This window comes from Tolypothrix sp. PCC 7712 (assembly GCF_025860405.1).
GTDB classification, from domain to species: Bacteria; Cyanobacteriota; Cyanobacteriia; order Cyanobacteriales; family Nostocaceae; genus Aulosira; species Aulosira diplosiphon.
The window spans coordinates 1668522-1686068 of record NZ_CP063785.1; the positions used below are offsets into that span (position 1 = coordinate 1668522).

At 40.9% G+C, this 17547-nt stretch carries 19 protein-coding genes; 11 read left to right on the forward strand and 8 right to left on the reverse strand.

The genetic code is table 11. From position 1 onward, the window contains the following. Nucleotides 1-222: 222 nt before the first annotated feature. The 3 genes from HGR01_RS06720 to HGR01_RS06730 all read left to right on the forward strand — a co-directional run bounded on the left by HGR01_RS06720 (nucleotide 223) and on the right by HGR01_RS06730 (nucleotide 2214). The gene (locus HGR01_RS06720) at nucleotides 223-750 is read left to right on the forward strand and encodes a universal stress protein (RefSeq protein ID WP_045869213.1); all 528 of its coding nucleotides are present in this window, start codon (nucleotides 223-225) and stop codon (nucleotides 748-750) included. Nucleotides 751-937: 187 nt separating this feature from the next. Then, complete coding sequence (locus HGR01_RS06725) at nucleotides 938-1453, forward strand: DUF3122 domain-containing protein (RefSeq protein WP_045869212.1); 516 nt, start codon at nucleotides 938-940, stop codon at nucleotides 1451-1453. A 146-nt stretch (nucleotides 1454-1599) separates the two neighbouring features. Further along, the gene (locus HGR01_RS06730) at nucleotides 1600-2214 is read left to right on the forward strand and encodes a CP12 domain-containing protein (protein ID WP_045869211.1); all 615 of its coding nucleotides are present in this window, start codon (nucleotides 1600-1602) and stop codon (nucleotides 2212-2214) included. 163 nt (nucleotides 2215-2377) lie between these two features. Here the strand turns inward: HGR01_RS06730 and HGR01_RS06735 are convergent, their stop codons facing one another. Then, nucleotides 2378-2635 (reverse strand): hypothetical protein, encoded by a 258-nt coding sequence (locus tag HGR01_RS06735; protein WP_045869210.1) that lies wholly within the window; start codon nucleotides 2633-2635, stop codon nucleotides 2378-2380. A 204-nt stretch (nucleotides 2636-2839) separates the two neighbouring features. Next, entirely contained in the window at nucleotides 2840-3697 is an 858-nt protein-coding gene (locus tag HGR01_RS06740; RefSeq protein ID WP_045869209.1) for an SDR family oxidoreductase, read from the reverse strand. Between the two features lie 547 nt (nucleotides 3698-4244). Here HGR01_RS06740 and HGR01_RS06745 point away from each other — a divergent pair. From HGR01_RS06745 to HGR01_RS06755, 3 genes are all read left to right on the forward strand, one after another. Next, nucleotides 4245-5849, forward strand: a complete 1605-nt coding sequence (locus HGR01_RS06745) for a peptide ligase PGM1-related protein (RefSeq protein WP_045869208.1) — start codon at nucleotides 4245-4247, stop codon at nucleotides 5847-5849. A gap of 802 nt (nucleotides 5850-6651) precedes the next feature. Beyond that, the gene (locus HGR01_RS06750; protein ID WP_045869207.1) at nucleotides 6652-7845 is read left to right on the forward strand and encodes a hypothetical protein; all 1194 of its coding nucleotides are present in this window, start codon (nucleotides 6652-6654) and stop codon (nucleotides 7843-7845) included. Between the two features lie 174 nt (nucleotides 7846-8019). After that, nucleotides 8020-8646, forward strand: a complete 627-nt coding sequence (locus tag HGR01_RS06755; RefSeq protein WP_155539092.1) for a hypothetical protein — start codon at nucleotides 8020-8022, stop codon at nucleotides 8644-8646. Between the two features lie 81 nt (nucleotides 8647-8727). Here the strand turns inward: HGR01_RS06755 and HGR01_RS06760 are convergent, their stop codons facing one another. The 3 genes from HGR01_RS06760 to HGR01_RS06770 all read right to left on the reverse strand — a co-directional run bounded on the left by HGR01_RS06760 (nucleotide 8728) and on the right by HGR01_RS06770 (nucleotide 11575). Beyond that, nucleotides 8728-8973, reverse strand: a complete 246-nt coding sequence (locus tag HGR01_RS06760) for an HNH endonuclease (protein WP_045869205.1) — start codon at nucleotides 8971-8973, stop codon at nucleotides 8728-8730. Nucleotides 8974-9492: 519 nt separating this feature from the next. Next, on the reverse strand, nucleotides 9493-10539 hold the full coding sequence (locus HGR01_RS06765; protein ID WP_045869204.1) for a DUF1611 domain-containing protein: 1047 nt from the start codon (nucleotides 10537-10539) through the stop codon (nucleotides 9493-9495). Continuing rightward, on the reverse strand, nucleotides 10523-11575 hold the full coding sequence (locus tag HGR01_RS06770) for a dipeptide epimerase (RefSeq protein ID WP_045869203.1): 1053 nt from the start codon (nucleotides 11573-11575) through the stop codon (nucleotides 10523-10525). Before HGR01_RS06770 ends, HGR01_RS06765 begins: the two co-directional genes overlap by 17 nt. A 147-nt stretch (nucleotides 11576-11722) precedes the next feature. On the opposite strand from HGR01_RS06770, the gene HGR01_RS06775 reads away from it, so the two are divergent. The 5 genes from HGR01_RS06775 (at nucleotide 11723) to HGR01_RS06795 (ending at nucleotide 14523) form a co-directional block, all read left to right on the forward strand. Continuing rightward, entirely contained in the window at nucleotides 11723-12280 is a 558-nt protein-coding gene (locus HGR01_RS06775; RefSeq protein ID WP_045869202.1) for an NUDIX hydrolase, read from the forward strand. A 78-nt stretch (nucleotides 12281-12358) separates the two neighbouring features. Further along, nucleotides 12359-12844, forward strand: a complete 486-nt coding sequence (locus tag HGR01_RS06780; RefSeq protein ID WP_045869201.1) for a GNAT family N-acetyltransferase — start codon at nucleotides 12359-12361, stop codon at nucleotides 12842-12844. A 579-nt stretch (nucleotides 12845-13423) separates the two neighbouring features. After that, on the forward strand, nucleotides 13424-13636 hold the full coding sequence (locus HGR01_RS06785) for a DUF2997 domain-containing protein (protein WP_045869200.1): 213 nt from the start codon (nucleotides 13424-13426) through the stop codon (nucleotides 13634-13636). Nucleotides 13637-13675: 39 nt separating this feature from the next. Next, complete coding sequence (locus HGR01_RS06790; RefSeq protein WP_045869199.1) at nucleotides 13676-14062, forward strand: DUF1257 domain-containing protein; 387 nt, start codon at nucleotides 13676-13678, stop codon at nucleotides 14060-14062. Continuing rightward, nucleotides 14062-14523 carry a ferredoxin gene (locus HGR01_RS06795; RefSeq protein ID WP_045869198.1) on the forward strand — a complete coding sequence of 154 codons (462 nt, stop codon included), beginning with the start codon at nucleotides 14062-14064 and terminating at the stop codon, nucleotides 14521-14523. The genes HGR01_RS06790 and HGR01_RS06795 overlap by 1 nt, the downstream gene beginning before the upstream one ends. 210 nt (nucleotides 14524-14733) lie before the next feature. Here the strand turns inward: HGR01_RS06795 and HGR01_RS06800 are convergent, their stop codons facing one another. From HGR01_RS06800 to HGR01_RS06810, 3 genes are all read right to left on the reverse strand, one after another. Next, entirely contained in the window at nucleotides 14734-16389 is a 1656-nt protein-coding gene (locus HGR01_RS06800) for a DUF4335 domain-containing protein (RefSeq protein ID WP_045869197.1), read from the reverse strand. A 69-nt stretch (nucleotides 16390-16458) separates the two neighbouring features. After that, nucleotides 16459-17064 (reverse strand): DUF3038 domain-containing protein, encoded by a 606-nt coding sequence (locus HGR01_RS06805; RefSeq protein WP_045869196.1) that lies wholly within the window; start codon nucleotides 17062-17064, stop codon nucleotides 16459-16461. A 218-nt stretch (nucleotides 17065-17282) separates the two neighbouring features. Further along, nucleotides 17283-17540, reverse strand: a complete 258-nt coding sequence (locus HGR01_RS06810; protein ID WP_155539090.1) for a hypothetical protein — start codon at nucleotides 17538-17540, stop codon at nucleotides 17283-17285. Nucleotides 17541-17547: the final 7 nt, after the last annotated feature.

Genomic DNA, 17547 nt, shown 5'->3' on the forward strand with positions numbered 1-17547 from the left:
TATAGCTGTGCCCTCACAAGTTCCTCAACTTTGAGATCTATAAGCATAGGTGTAAGCAAGTAAATCAGATTTTAGTGAAGGACTTGAAAATTTCTACCAATCTAGTACAGCAGCACGGGAATCAAAACACTAGCTCCTTGTAAATTTCCAGCAGCGAGCAGTACTAGCATCTAGAAACCAGAAACCTCACAGGCGATTTATCAACTCTCAGCGGAGGTACATATGTTCAACAAAATTCTAGTTGCATTGGATCGCTCGCCAATGGGAAAACAGGTTTTTGATCAAGCCTTAGCTTTAGCAAAGGTAACAGGAGCTAGTTTAATGCTAGTGCATGTGCTATCTGCGGAAGAAGAAGGTAGCCCTTACGCACCTATACTATCCAATTTTGACTATTATCCAGGAATAGGCAGCCAAAGCTTTGAATATTATCAAAAGCAATGGGATATTTTTAAACATCAAGGTATTCAAATCCTACAGTCCTTCTGCGCCCAAGCAAACACAGCAGGCGTAAATGCAGAATATACCCAGCACCTTGGAAGCCCGGGTCGGATCATCTGTCAATTAGCAACTAGTTGGGGAGCTGATCTAATTGTTATGGGTCGTCGCGGTCACGCAGGACTCAAAGAACTATTTCTAGGTAGCGTCAGTAATTACGTCCTGCATCATGCTCCATGCTCTGTCCATGTTATGCATCTAACGGATGTTTCACAAGCTGAAACAGTGGTTCCAGAAAAGGCGAGTGTGACGTGATGGGGGATTGGGGACTGGGGGACTGGCGATTGGGGATTGGGGACTGGGGACTGGGAAAAAGCAAAGGGAGCAGGGGGAAAATAAAAAATGCCAATTACCCAATGACAAATGACAAATGACAAATGACAAATGACAAACTCCAAATAAATAACCCTTGAGCCTCAAGCAAAATAAGGAGATACACCTAATGTTGCGTCGCTTCCTACAATCATTTTGGTGGATGCTTTTGCTGGGGATATTAACGATGTTGATATTCCTAGGTTTAGAAATCAAATCCTATCAAACTGCGATCGCAGCTGTTACTCAATTTGAACAAGTACCAGGAGAGATAATTTATCGCTCACATCTTAAATTAGACGATCAATCGGGTAATGTTTGGCAGGTTATTTTGTGGAAGCAAATTTATCCAGGTCATCCACCTAGCGTCAATCTCCGACTGGTAGGGTTTCCGGGTTCTGCTGAATTGGTTCATCCGCAACCACTGCGAATTACTAAAGCGACAGGTGAGGTCTTGACTGCTCCCGATGTTTTTTTAGAGGAAGCACCAGTACCTAGCATTGGTCAGTATGATTTCCAAAATATATTGCCAAAATTGCCCATAGAACCGCTACAGCTTGGTATTCCTTTGCCTGGCCAGCACTTCATTAATATTTCTGTTCCGCCATCAGTCGTGCAGGAATGGCAATCAGTAGTTAGTAACTAATTATAAAATAGCAAATATCAAGCTATTAGCTGTTAGACCAGAGAGCGATGCCAGTATTTCCAAAGAACTTTAAAGTTACCACTTGAGTGCTGGAAATTTGCGACCTTGTCTGCAGAGTTATTTAAAGATTCTCTGGGAGATAAATTATGTTGAAAGCAGCAGATATTATGACTAAAGATGTTGCCACTATTCGCGGTTCGGCAACAGTAGCTGAAGCTGTTAAATTAATGAGAGCAAGAGACTGGCGAGCATTAATTGTAGATCGTCGCCACGAACAAGATGCTTACGGTATTGTTAGCGAAAGCGATATTACTTATAAAGTGATTGCTTATGGAAAAAATCCCCATGCAATACGCGTTTATGAGATTATGTCTAAACCTTGTATTACTATCAATCCAGACCTGGCTGTAGAATACGTTGCACGCTTATTTGCTGAGTATCATCTACATAGAGCGCCAGTTATCCAAGGTGAACTGCTGGGTATTATCTCACTCACAGATATTCTGGCTCATAGTGACTTTCTAGAACAATCTGGAACAGCGCTACTGGAACAAGAACTGCAAGCAGAAATTAAGAGAGCTAGGATCATTTGTGCTGACACAGGTATTCGTTCGCGAGAATGTGCTGCTGCTTGGGATGCTGTCGAAGAAATGCAAGCAGAAATTTCTCACCAACGTGCTCATAAGCCTCCTAAGACAGCTTTTGAGGAATATTGCGAAGAATATCCAGAGGCTTCAGAAGCCAAAATTTATGACATGTAATAATTTGTCATTTGTCATTTGTCATTTGTCATTTGTCATTTGTCATTTGTCATTTGTCATTTGTCATTTGTTATTTGTCATTTGTCATGTGGTAATGGGTAATTGGTAATTGCATTTTCTCCTCTGCTTCCTCATCTCCCTCATCTCCTTTATCGCCTCTACTTTAAAGTTCAGAAGCTGTATCTGGAGCAACTACTTCGCCAGTACCTATTTGTAATATCAAATCTTGGTCGGTAATCAATTCCGTAAGTTCTTTAACTTGCAAATTCATTTCTTCGCAAGCTTGCCTTAATTCTTGGGCAAATCTGTTGAGATCGTTGCCATAACCACATTGGTAAGCAGCAGTTTCAATACCCTGTTTAGCATTTGCTCTAGCACAATCTACTAATTCTGTACCGAGCAATGGTGTTGTGGATGCCATATGTCTATTTGCTAATAATTACTTGTTGTTTAAAAATAGATTACTAAGCAATTTAAATTTCTTCATCCATCTAATGGAGGACGAAGTATTCACCCCAAGGGTTACTAAATTTTATTTAATATGATTCAGAACCCCAACTTATTAACAACTCGGGGTTCTGAGCATATAAAACTATATTGAACCTGCTAATTTTGCTCCCAGAAATTAACCGTTGATTACATCTCCACCGTTAGGATGTATGACTTGACCAGAGATATAAGAACTGTCGTCAGAGGCTAAAAATACATAGCTAGGAGCAACTTCTTCAGGCTGTCCAGCGCGTTTCATAGGTACTTGTTTACCAAAATTTTCTACTTTTTCTTCGGGGAAAGTTGAGGGAATTAAAGGTGTCCAAATTGGGCCTGGTGCTACGGCATTTACCCGAATATTTTTTTCTACCAAGCTTTTTGATAAGGAACGAGTAAAGGCTACAATTGCACCTTTAGTAGCAGAGTAGTCCAGGAGTTGGGGGTTACCTTTATAAGCTGTTACTGATGTGGTATTAATAATGGCACTGCCTTCTTGTAAGTGTTTTAATGCTGCTTTTGTCAAGAAGAACATCGAGAAAATATTGGTGCGAAAAGTGCGTTCTAACTGCTCTTTAGTAATATCCTCGATACTTTCTTGGGGATGTTGTTCAGCCGCATTATTAACAAGAATATCGAGCTTACCAAATTCATCTATTGTTTGTTGTACGGTGTGTTGGCAGAAATTTTCATCGCCAATATCGCCTGCGATCGCAACTGCACGCCGACCTTGTTGTTCTACTAAATGCTTGGTTTCTTTAGCATCATCGTGTTCGTTCAGGTAAACGATCGCCACATCTGCACCTTCTTTGGCAAATGCGATCGCCACAGCACGGCCAATCCCACTGTCACCACCCGTAATTAGTGCTACTTTATCTTTTAACTTGCCACTACCCTGATATTTAGCATCATCTGCTTGGGGTTTTGGCTGCATTTCCGATTCGTTACCAGGTGGCTGTTGTTGCTGGGGTGGTTGTAAAGTTTTCTCTTCTGGCATAAAGCTTTTCCTACAAATTAACCAAGTCAGGATAAATGATGAATCATCAACTGATGCAATTACGAATTACGAATTACTAACTACCTAATTGCCAAAAGTAAACCTTGGATCGAAAATTCAACCCAAGGGTTACTTTGTGTATTACTTAGCATTTATAAGTTGAAGCTGTTATAACCCGGATATTAGCTCAACTTCACTGATGTTTGGTAAATCCACGTAACTAAAATAATTTCTCCCCACACCTAACACAATCTAATAACTTGAACACGGCAAACAAGTATACAACTCTCTTGTGATGAAGGATTTATCCTGTTCATCTGCTTCAAAATTAACTTTTATGTTCTAAGACTTTATCAATCTAAAGATGTAAAAAAATTTTTGTTAGCTCAATCTTAAGGGGTAAATCCCAGAGAAATAGGAAATTCAGCATGATCCATTAAGTTACTGTACACAGCAATTGTTTAGCAGTCCTAGCTTGCGATCTGAGCGCTCATCAAGATGTACCATAGTATTAATACAGTCTTGGGATCAAGACAGGGCAAGGGTTATGGTAACAGCTAATATTTCTGATTTAGACCAGGTTGATCGGTTTCGCCGTCTGCAATCCACTTTACGCGATCGCTGGAAAACTATCGAGCTATTCGATAACAGTGAGGCGGATATTTTAATCATTCCTTCTTTGAGTATTGACCAGCGAGAACTACAAAAGGTTGAAGGCTGCGAACATTATGAAGAAAGACTATTATTTTCTTTAATTCGGTTACGAAATCCGCGCACAAGGTTAATTTATGTAACATCAATGCCGTTGCATCCTAGCATTATTGATTACTATCTGCAACTGCTACCCGGAATACCTTTTTCCCATGCCCGCAATCGTTTACTATTACTTTCTACTTACGATTCTTCTCTCAAACCTCTTAGTCAAAAGATTTTAGAACGTCCTCGCTTACTAGAGAGAATTAAGCAATCTTTGCGCCATGAAAAATCATTCATGGTTTGTTACAATTCCACATTTTTGGAAGCGGAATTATCTTTAAAATTAGATGTCCCTTTGTACGCTGCTGCACCAGATTTGCAGATTTGGGGTTCCAAAAGTGGTAGTCGGCAAATATTTGCTGAATGTGGTGTTCCCCATCCAGATGGTAGCCAAAGAGTTTGGAACCAGAAAGATTTAGCAGTCGCCGCTTGTGAGTTATGGGAACGCCAGCCAACATTGCAACGTATGGTAGTCAAACTCAATGAAGGTATATCTGGAGAAGGAAATGCGTTGCTAGATTTAAGACCGATTATGAATGTAGCACCGGGAGAAGCTGATACTGCTCAAAGAATTGCTGCAATTAGCCATTGCTTTGCAACTATGCGCTTTCAAGCCAGCCAAGAGACTTGGGCTAATTTTTCCGGACGCATCACAGAATTAGGGGCGATTGTTGAGGCTTTTGTTGAAGGAGAAATTAAGCGATCGCCTAGCGTCCAAGGACGGATTACACCCACAGGTGAAGTCGAAATTCTCTCCACCCATGACCAAATCCTAGGCGGGCCAGATGGGCAAATTTATCTTGGTTGTCGATTCCCCGCCGATGAACGCTACCGTTTGGAATTGCAGCAACTAGGTTTGCAAGTTGGGAGAAAACTTGCCCAAAAAGGTGCTTTAGAAAGGTTTGGCGTAGATTTTATCGCTGTTGATCAGGGTAATGGACAATGGGATATTCAGGCGATCGAAATTAATCTGCGTAAAGGCGGTACTACCCATCCCTTTATGACGCTGAAATTATTAACCAATGGTCGCTATAACCTGTCTACTGGGTTATTTTATAGCCAACAAGGTCGTCCCAAATATTACATTGCTACCGACAACCTGCAAAAAGACCGTTATCAAGGATTATTACCTAATGATTTGATGGATATCATCGCTCATTACAGATTACACTTTGATAGCTGCACGGAAACAGGTACAGTATTTCATCTTATGGGTTGTCTGTCGCAGTTTGGCAAGTTGGGATTAACCAGCATCGGTGATTCTCTACAGCAAGCTGAAGATATATACAACAAGGTTGTGAAAGTCATCGATCAAGAAAGTCGCAGTGACAATCAGGATTCACTATCATTCTCAGATTATGCCTTTCCCTTAATTTGGGATGGACATAGCCAGTAAACTTTTTGTAGTAATGTCTAAGCTTTACTAGACAGGGCTTCAGCCTAGATTTTTAAGGCTAAAGTCCTGTTTTCTGCTGCATCAGCTACACCAATGGCGTAGCTTGCTTTTTCATAGGGGTACATGATGAAGTTCAAATTATCTGCTTACGTATGTTCTGTGTATTAAGTAATGGCGATGGTTTACACACTTGTGACAAGCGATCGCAATTAAAATCTTGCCAGGCTTTACCTTCAGTTTCTAGAGTAAATTTCCAGCCAAAAACTGGTGATTTTTTGAATACAAGATACTATTAACCAGCTATTTATCACTATTTCAGCAATTTTGAATAGCATTGGCATTCAATAATTTTGCGATTATAACTGAATAGTGACTTGCCACCAGCCTATGAGCTGCACTCACACATAAGAACGGCTCATCTACCCAATACTACAGGTTGCTTCAACTCTTCACTCGTTCAAAAGTTCATTAAACCCAAAACTTGTAACAAAATATTTAAGTAACTAATACTTAAATACATTTTCATTTGCATTATTTAAAACTAGTGATAATACGGTGAATCTTGAATAACAAAAAACATTTCAAAACGTTAATTTTGTCAGATTGAAATATTAGCCTCCTTCCAATCTCAGTCTGAAAAGTTTGCTGGTGTTGGTTTTCAGCTAATTTTGTCTATTCCATATAGCAAAATTAGTCTATCTTGCCTTGTCTTTATAAATACTTTGCTATAGGATGAATCAACCTTAGTAGAGTGTTATGTTTATTGCTTTAGTGTGAGGATTTTACTGTGTTAAGAGGAAAAGTGTTAAGTATATTATTACTCAAGAGATTGCCGTCTATTTCCTTAGGCTTAGGAAAAACGTTAGTAACTGGTATTTTGCTGACTACAGCGATTTCAACGCATCCTGCTGCTGCTGAGGATAAGTTATTAGCTGATAATACCAGCAGTGAATTTAGTCCTGCTGAAACAACATCAGAGGATTCCTCGGCTTTTGAGAGTGTCATACAGCAGGATATAGACTGGAGACAAGTCACCATAGAAGATAGCAGCCCCACTGTTGAATTCAGTTCTTCGCAAAGCTTGCAAGCATCTTCTGCTAGTTCTAATATTATTGCCAAGTCTAATGCAGACTTAAGAGCAAAAGATTTACGATCACAAAAAACAGAAACCGCATTCAACCACAAAAAACCCACGCAAATTGCTCAAACAGATTCTTCTGGAGTTGTAGGCGATACTTTAGGAGAAGCCAATAGGTTACGCCAAGAATTATTAGTTGAACCCTTAGTTGAAATACCCAGAGCTCGCTTAGGCGGCGCACCTGCTTCTAGTGCTGGTACTCCCACAGCTTATGGTGCTAGCTGGGGTCAAGCTTTCATAGGTGGGGGAATATATATTCCTTTAGATCAAGGTAAAACAGATGGTTCACTAGCTCTAGGCTTTGGTTTAGGAGATGCAGTGAAATCTGTAGGGCTGGAAGTTGACCTCAATATTATCAGCGTAGGTGGTCAAAATACCAATTTTGGTGACTTTGGTGAAAGTGGCGGTATCGGTTTCAAGCTACACAAATACTTTGCTGATGGAACAGCAGTCGCTGTTGGTTGGTCTAACCCCATTAGCTGGGGGGATGCTAACCAAGCTAAAGACACAATCTATGGAGTGGTTACTAAAGCATTTTACTTACAGCCAAATAATTTAAATAACCAAATGCCATTGACTGTTTCTCTTGGTCTTGGAAGTGGTGATTTTCGCTCTCTAGGTGCATATAAGAACTTAAGGGATAATCCGCCAAATGTTTTCGGTAGTGTTGGCTTACGAGTTATACCACAAGCATCCTTAGTAGGTAGCTGGACTGGGAATGCTTTAAACATGGGTGCATCTTTTGCTCCTTTTCCAAATAGCCCTCTAGTTATTAATACTATTTTCACAGACCTAACTGGCAGCTTCAGCAATGGTCTTGGTTTTAGTTTGACTGCAGGGTATAGTTTACAGTTCTAAATTACGCCTGATGTGAATTAAAAACTTAAAAACTCCTCTTTCTCAATCAAGGTTTCCAGACTTATTAAAAATTGTGGTTTTGGAATTATGGAAGAGGTTACAAGATTTACGGCACTCAATTCACATTAGACGTAGATTCTAAATCTTATCGCTGAATAAATCTGAGATAAAAGCATGAAAAAGCAAAAATTCCCCCTCAGCCTTGGTCTTGTGTTAATGTTATCGAGTTTTTTACTGGCTACTGCTAATAAAGCAAATGCTGGTATATTTGTGAATCAAGGAACTACCGTAGAATCATCAGGCTATTCTGGGGGTAGTTTTATTCCTTCAAATACTGGAACTGGAACTGGAACTGGCACTATAACCCCCCAAGTAGTACCTGGGAGTAATGTAGATTTTGGCCCCAATGGAGAACTGACAGCCACAGCAGAAGCTCAAGACAGACTTAATCAAGTTGCAACACAAATAACTTGTAGTTCAGTTGATACTTTCTGCACCACTCTTATTGTGGTTCTAAAGCAAGGAGAGGGTTTCGATGTTGCTAAATCTCAATTACAGACAGATTTAGTTAATCTAGGAGGAAATCCCGAATCAGTACAAGCATTGATCAATTCTTTATCAGGTTTGTTGGCTAACGGCAATGTGAATATTAACAAGCTGAATGATACTATCAATGCCTGGAATGATGTAATTAAAAAACTTAGCCCTGAATCTCTTAAGCAATTGCTCAAAAATGAAGACATTGTCAAATTTGCTAAAGATTTAAAGAACTTAAGACAGGCTTTAAAGAAAGCTAGTTAAAACCTCAACATATACTGATTAAATCTGTCGATAATTATGAGTTTTTACCATCCCTTTCTGCAAGAGGGATGGTTTTTTATTTTATAAGTCGAAATTACGCCTGAAGCGCAAGTCAATGTTATTTGATTTTTTCTGGTTGCAAATATTGCAGAGAGTTTGGAGATTACTAATATCATTTTGTCCACCACGGGATAGAGGTATAATATGGTCGATAGAGAGATTAGTTTCTAAAGCCGTTTTACCACAACTTTGGCATTGATATTTATCGCGTTGAAATATGTACTTTCTTACTTCTACAGGTATATTAATACGTGGGGTTTTATTCATGAAAATAGCGCTAAAAGCTAGAGAATACAAAAGAGAATTTTACTATAAAAAGCTAACTTACAACTAAATACAATTCAGTTAAGAAAATTAATTGATAAGTAGATCAACATTGAAAAACATAAAATAGAGTCTTGGCGATTACTTCTCTGCGAGACGCTACGCGAACGCTTCACTGTCTTCTGCTCGTCATGACATTTCACATTTAATTAGGTTGAGCTACTTAACAAAACCAAAAAACTAGTTACTCAACAAAAAAATAGAACAATAATTTTGGAGGGGGTTTGGGGGACGCAACCTTCACCCAATCGGGTGTTTGGGGGATTCTCCCCCAATTTTGCTGGCTTTTTTAATAAGTGACAAATCAATCGCTAATCAGCTTAACCCAAGCTTATTGACTTAAAACTAGGAAGAACAATCGCAAGAATCATTGGAAGATCTACATACAATAAATTATGAATTCATCAACTCACTGTTAACAGCAAGTTGATAAATTTCTGGAATTATTTGCCACAGTAAAACTTAGCTTTTCATCACAGCATTCAACAGGAAATTAGCATCGAACCGTACTACATCAGTGCAGGGTAGCCCAGTTTCTTTTGTAGTTTGGGCGATCGCTTCTTTGGCTGCGGCTTCATCTAAATGGGCTGTGTTCAGTGCTATACCCACAACAGGCACAGGGGCAAAAGCACCAGCCGCACTAGCTACAGTTTCATACAACCGAATCACCTCTGGTAAAGGTGGAATAGGTACATGGGGATGATTGCGGACATGGGTTTGTCCTACTTTATGTACAAGAATTAATTGCGTTGGTTGGGAACCACGAATCAAAGGTAAGGTGGCTGTTGAGCCGGGATGCAATAAGGAACCTTGTCCTTCCACATGGACAATGTCGTAATTTTTGCCATAGCGCATCAGCATTTGTTCCACTGCACCAGCCGCAAAGTCTACCCGCACGGCATCCAGAGGTATGCCATCGCCTTCTAACATTACGCCGGTTTGACCTGTTGCCAAAAACTTAGAACGCCATCCCCGGCGTTTTGCTGCCCAATGCAGTTCTAAGCTTGTTGACATCTTACCGATCGCCATGTCAGTTCCTACTGTTAACACCCGCCGACAGGGAAGGGTGCGCGCCAACCCACCAGCAACACCTAAATTCGGCGGTTCTTTGCGGACATCCCAAATTATCTGTCCTGGTTTTAGCAGTGCATTTAACTCTGGCATTGTTGCCAATGGGGTATGTAAACCATTAACTAGAGACATTCCCGCTTGTAAGGCATCTTTGATTTCATGCCAATAATCATCCGGTACAGTACCGCCTTTGGGTGCAATGCCAATTACCAAAACTTGCGGCTGATATTCTAAAGATGCGGCTACTGACTCCACAATCGGGACATCACGTTTGATACCTGTGATTGCTGATAGAGATTTTCCTGCACAGTCGCGATCAATGACAGCTACTATAGGGGCTTCACTATAGCGTAAAATCGACAACCCAGTTTTCCCCTGGGTGCCAGCAGTTCCCTCATGTAGCAAAATAGCAATTCGTTGATTAAGTGGCAGACGCACTGTGTTGTACCCCCAAACCTGGTAAATCGTTGGGCAAAACTCTTCCTTCTTTGATCAATGCACCTGTAAAAGGATCGTTGATGAGGTTGAGATGACTGTCTAAATCTAAATAATCAGCCAGAGGAGCCAGCTGTGCTGCGGCTGTATTAGCTAACGAACTATCAGAATAGCAACCAAACATCACTTGTAAACCATAGGCTTTTGCAGTGTGTACCATTCGCATTGCCTCTGTTAAGCCTCCCGATTTCATGAGTTTGATATTAATGCCATCTACATAGTTTGCTAGTTGGGGAATATCGGTGCTGGTAAAGCAACTTTCATCGACAAATATCGGCAGAGGCGATCGCGCTTTTAATTCTGCTAAACTTTGTTCCTGTCCCCGTGGTAGTGGCTGTTCTACATACTTTATACCTAAATCAGCTAACCAACTAGTCATGGCGATCGCATCTGGTAAACTCCAACCGCCATTAGCATCAACAAAAAATTCCAAATTCGGTGCTTCCTCACGGACTGCTAAGAACATTTTCCGATCTGCATCTATGCCATCCGGACTACCTAGCTTCACCTTGAAAACACGAACATCTGTAAATTCTAACCAGTCCCGTGCCCTAGCTTTGGCTGCTGCTGGTGAGTTGATGCCAATGGTGACTGAGGTAGGTACTATCAGATGGCGATCAAGTCCCCAAAGTTGCCACAGTGGTAAACCTACAAGCTTACCTAGCCAATCGTGCATTGCCATATCTACTGCGGCTCTCACTGCAGAAGGAGCCTGTACTGCGATCAAAGCTTGCTCAACTTGCTGCCTTTGCAATGGGCTAAAAGGTTGCAAAATTGGTGCTATTTCTTGTAAAGCCTCTTTGATTTTCTCTGTTGATTGCGAATGATTGCCTACACCAAATGGTGACGCTTCTCCCCAGCCTTCAATCCCATCTTGGTAAATACTCACCCATACATTCGTTGTCTGTGCCGTTGTCCCCCGACTAATTGTCAAGGGAAAACGTTTATTTACAGTAAATATTTTGACCTGAAGTTGCATATATATACTTTATCTATGGCTAGGCCAAATATCACAAATATCACAGTGTAGGTCTAAAGTTTAGTTGATTTGATACATCTGTTATACTTTTTTACATAGTCAAAATTGCCAGATTTAGACATATTGCTGTCAAATGCTAGCGTAGATATGAAAAATCTCAAAAAATGGACAACTTTAACATCAAAGATGGTATTGGATCATCCTTGGTGTAAGGTTAGACGAGATGAAATAGAATTACCTAACGGCAAAATTATTGATGATTATTTTGTTAATCTCAAATCAGAAGTAGCTTTAATTTTACCGATAACTAGCAATCAAGAAATTGTGTTTGTCCGGCAATATCGCCACGCAGTTGGCGAATTTTTTATAGAACTCCCTGCAGGGAGTTTCGATCCACAGCAAGAAAGTGCAGAAGTTGCAGCAGTAAGAGAATTAGCAGAAGAAACTGGTTATATGACGCAAGTAGTGCGAAAAATTGCCACACTATACGATAAGCCAAGTAAAGATACGAATCAAATTCATTTATTTCTAGCCGAAAATGTAGCGCAAGTTCAAGAACAACAGTTAGATATTACAGAAGAAATCGAAGTGATATTAATTCCTGTCGCATCGGTTTTAGAAAAAATTGCTCAAGGTGAAATAGCTGTGGCGGGAACTGTGGCGGCGCTGTTTTTAGGCTTAAATTTCCTCAAATCTGGTAACTAATAAATTTGGGTAAGAAAATTTTGGAGAGAGTGCGATCGCACTTGAGTTAGACTTTAATAAAAAATAGTCTGGAAGCTGATGAAAGTCAGAAATGTAACCCCCGATGATGTACCAATGATTTTCTCGTTCATCAAAAAGAAGGCAGAATTTGACTGCAACATTGGCGCTTTTAATGGCGTGTTGCGAGTAACGGAAGCTAAAATTCGTCAAACAATTTTTAATCAAGTTCCTTTTGCTTATGTTTTATTTGCAGAGACTTTAGAACGTGAGATTGGATTCGCTTTATATGGATTTAGATACTCGTCATTTGCCGGACAACCGAGTATTTGGTTAGATGATTTATACGTCGATGAAGATATGAGAAGCCAAGGAGTCGGCGCTGCTTTGATGAGTCATATGGCTCAAATTGCACAGCAAAATAATTGTACCCATCTGGCTTGGAACGCTGATGCTCGCAACACTCGCGGTTTGAGTTTTTATCATCGATTAGGTGCGGAAATTACAGAACAAAAAGGTAACCGTTGTTTCTTGATTTGGACTCCGTGGGCGAAGATAGAGGGATAAACTAGCTCACAAATTATCTATTCAAGCCAATAGTCAAGGTTTTGAATCTAAAATCCCAAATCCAAAATTGGCATTAAACATTGAGTAGTAGTCTGCCAAAGTCTTGTTGACAGGCGGGGGAAAGGTTAAGGGGAAAAGGGTAAAGGCTTTAAACCCTTCCCCTTTGACCTTTTCCCTTTACCCAATCGACACCTGTCAATATTTGTGTGTTGAACTAGTAGTTTAATCAGCCAAACTCAATGATAATGATAAAGATTTTCAATAAAATTTATAGTTTTGTTGCTGGCTTTACTGGCTATACTACCGCTAATGCCGTCTTTCAGCCCTTTAACCCTGATTTTGCTAGCTCAATTGTCCGCTTGACTAATCTATTAGGTTAAGAGAAACTAACTAATGACAAACGTAGCGACTTATAAAATTAATAATTTTTGTAAAAATTCTGAGATATATATTTTGAGAGATGGAACATTAGTTAACAAATGGCAAGTTTGTATCTAAGTGGAATGTTCCAACGGCTATATATTTAGCCGACTGCTGAGGCAGTAAAATTCAAGCGTATTATCGTGGTTGGCCAAGAGCATGGAGACATTAGAGTTCATAATTTATCCAGATGGTCGGGTACAAGAGAAAGTCACTGGCATTGTGGGTGCTTCTTGCGCTGAAGTCACAGCAGCAATAGAAGCGCAACTTGGTCAAGTACTTGTTAATGAGCCAACTTCAGAATTTTTTGCCAATAATCAGGTACAACAATCTGGTGTGGTAAATACGCAAACCGCTTTCAGTGATTGGTAATTGTTCAAAATAGTCTATTTTAGTTAATTCAGAACCACCATGTCACACTTTAGCCAAATTAAGACTCAAATCCGTAACCTAGACTCTTTGAAAGATGCTCTCAATGAATTGGGTATAAATTGGAAGCCTGGCCCGCGTGAAGTAAGAGGCTATCGCGGTCAAACTCATCCTGCAGAAATTTCCATTGAGCAGGAGAATGGTTATGATATCGGTTTTAGATGGAATGGCCAAGAATATGAATTGGTGGCTGACTTACAGTACTGGCAACAAAACCTATCTGTAGATGGATTTTTACGCCAAGTAACTCAGCGCTATGCTTATCAAACGGTAATGAAAGAAACATCTCGTGTTGGCTTTCAAGTGACCGAACAAAAGCAACAAGAAGATGGTTCAATTCGTCTGGTAGTACAACGCTGGAGTGCGTAATGGCTGATTTTCTGCCTTCGCCGGAAGAACAAGAAGATAGTCGTTCCGGGTTTGAACCAGAATTAGGCGGTTTTTTACGGGATGCTCCCGAACGCTCTGGTTTAGAGCCGGAATTGGGTGGAGTGATGCGCCAAAAAGGTGTATATGTGGATGAGCTCACATGTATTGGCTGTAAGCATTGCGCTCATGTTGCCCGTAACACGTTTTATATTGAACCAGATTATGGGCGATCGCGAGTAGTTCGTCAGGATGGGGACGCAGAGGAAGTCATTCAAGAAGCAATAGATACTTGTCCGGTTGATTGCATTCACTGGGTTGATTACACCGAACTGAAAAAGTTAGAAGAAGAACGCAAATATCAGGTAATTCCTGTAGTTGGTTATCCGGTGGATCATGCTGTTGCTACTACAGAAACGAGGCGGAAAAAACAAAAATTAAGAACCAAAAAATCTCGTTATTAAAATAATGAAAAACAATAGGCTGGTAAAACCAGCCTATTTTATTGGGCATTTATTATTTTTTGTTTGTCAAGAGTCAAGAGTCAAGAGTCAAGAGTCAAGAGTCAAGGGTCGAGAGTCAAAGGTCAAAGGTGAAATCCAATTACCAATTACCAATTACCAATTACCCATTTTCTTGCTAAAGTATCTTCCACTAAGTGAAAACCTTGATAATTATTCGGTTTCTGGAAAGATTTGCACTTTACCATCTGGGCTAAGTACAGCTCTCAGTCTGACATTTCTGCCATATCTATTAGCAGAAACAAAAGGTGTACCGATATTTGGCATACCAGCGCTATCTACATAATCTCTGGCTGCTTTATTTAAGGGAAAAATTCGTTCAACAGTACCATCAACACCTACCATCACACTGTATTCTAGTGTTTGCTTTAATCCAGAAGGTGGTTGCCAGCGTTTTTGCAGATATTGTCTAGCTTCTGCTATCTGCGGTGTATCAAATAATGTGCTGTCATTAGCTGGTGGCGTTGTTGTCGTTGCAGTTTTTCTTGTTCCCCGCAATCTATCAACTAACGCACTTTCACTACTGGCTCTAGAAGTTGTGGTAGCTGTTGTAGAAGCTGGATTATATTCTCCTTCTAATTTGGCTGTACTTGTCGGTTCATTGGGGATGACAGGAAGAGCTGGCGCAGTGATGGGAAGATTGGGGGTGACGCTACGGCTAGTTCTATCTGTTGATAGGCTAGGCGGTAATTCTCGCTTTTTCGGCAGGCCTAAATCGCTGGGGCTAATCGATCCAGGCTTGGTCTGTGTCAAGTTTGGTTGCAAAGCAATTTTCTGATCGCCGATGGTAGGAGGTACGCCAAACTGTGAATTAGTAGAAAAAGTTGGGCTTGTCTTTTGATTTATACCCAGCCCAGTTGCTGTAGATGGTAAACTCGAACCAGCTGATGTGGGAGCGGCAGGAAAATTAGAATTTGGTAATGTTTGTGTTTTGCTAGCCAGTCCAGAATTAGGAGCTAATAGAGGATCTGCTGGCAAACTAGAAGTAGGGATTGGTGTAGTTGAGCCAATATTTGGTAATGGGGGAAAACTGTCTGGGGCTGCAAGTCCCGCTTCTGGGTTGACTTGAGGTGAGGGTTGCAGAGCAATTGGCCCTGAATTGGCAGTGGGTTTTTTCGCAGTTTGTTGCTGATTTGGCTTAATGTTATTCACATATTGCCAGGTTACTGGTAACAGTCCCACACCTAAGACTAATACAGCTGCTACAGGTGCCCATACCGGAAATCTCGCTACAGAACTGCCCGTATTTTCCAGAGTAGGTAACGCCATAATATCAGCCGAGTATTCATCTAGAGCAGTTGCTAAATCGAATAGTTGCAACAAACCTAGTTCGATAGCAGGCCCAGATGCTTGGCTAGCGAGGGAACCGAGAAATAGCTTGTGAGTCAAAGAACTGCTCGGTTCTAAATATATTGTTGTAGTAGGGAAAGAAGAGGGAAAAGACCTTAATGTTTGAGTACTAAGTGGTTGTGCAGTCTGTTGAAAGTCTTGTATTTGCGCGTCACTAGCGACTTTACTAGAATCTTGCGGGCTGGGAAAACTCAGCGAAAAAGTTTCGGGAGATTGTTGGAGAAATTGTTGAATGTAGATTGAAACTGCATCACACAAAGCTTCGAGCTGATCGCGATCGCCCCGAATTGGGAGTCTGCTTTCTTCTGGTAGTCGCGGATCGTCAAACCGCAACTCAAAGCTGAGTTGCTTGAGGACAGTTTTTCCCGTCCACCGGGATAAAGGTGAGCTTTGCGCCAACACTTCGAGGGTACAGGTGGGGGGTGTGTAGCGACGAATGACAGAATTAGATAGAGGCATGGCAGAAACTGCGAAGGAGATGATTGGTGTTCGATTTGGGATTTAGGAGGAGCGATCTAAAATCAAAATCTAAAACTTTGTGGAACGGTCTATCAGTGCTAACCAAAGACGGCGGTGTCCACCAGGGGCGCTGTAAAACAATAAATCTACCAGCAGTTTGAGCGCTAAATGAGTTAGTAAATCTGTAGAAATTTGCTCATCCTCTTCCATGCGCTCTTGGTAAGTATTGCAGAAAGCATCTATATAATCTCCCAGTAAAGCGGTTTGGTGAGGTTCCTGGTGATTTGCGGCCATTTGTTCTAATAGACCAACAGCACGACGAATCAATTCCTGGTGCTGTTTAGCAAGGTAGCAGGTGATGAGAACAAGCGATCGCGCCTCTTCTACATCTAATTTTTTTCGCCCTCCTTGTCCTTTGCGTAGGGGATTTGACTGGCGCAAGCGCCACAAAGCTACGCGATCTGGCACTCTTGACTCCAAATTCAAACTAATTGCTGCCGAGAGCATCGCCTCGGAACCAAGACCCGTTAAAGTTTCTAGCGCCAACAGCACTAAATCTAACTGAGTTTTGATATTGTCCCATTCAACATAAGTTGGGGTTGGAAGCTGGATTAGATCCTCCCACTGGGAATTTGGGGTAGCTGAATTGGTGGCCGAGTGCATAACTTTTAGCATAGGTGATCGGGCTTATAGGGACGGTTGCTGTTACCCATTTTGAAACAGACTCTTAAGCATTCAACTGAGTTTCCTCTAGTCATTTAGCCTGAAACTTCAGATAGCTTTGATCACAGTGGGAATCAGCATGTATCTCTGTCTTACTCTAAATGAAAATTTATTTTCTACAAAGCAGAAATATTATTACTTCAAGAATACTTATGTAGCTTTCTGAATTTTCACGCCCTAAGTAAATGCATCAGGCAGAAATTGGAAAGAGAATGGGGATTGGGCATGGGGCATTGGGCATTGGTAATGAGTAATGAGTAATGAGTAATGAGTAATGAGTAATGAGTAATGAGTAATGAGTAATGGGTAATGGGTAATGAGTAATGAGTAATGGGTAATGAGTAATGAGTAATGGGATTTTCTCCCCTTGTCCCCCCATCCCCTTGTCCCCAGTCCCCAATCCCCAATCCCCAGTCCCCAATCCCCATTACCCCT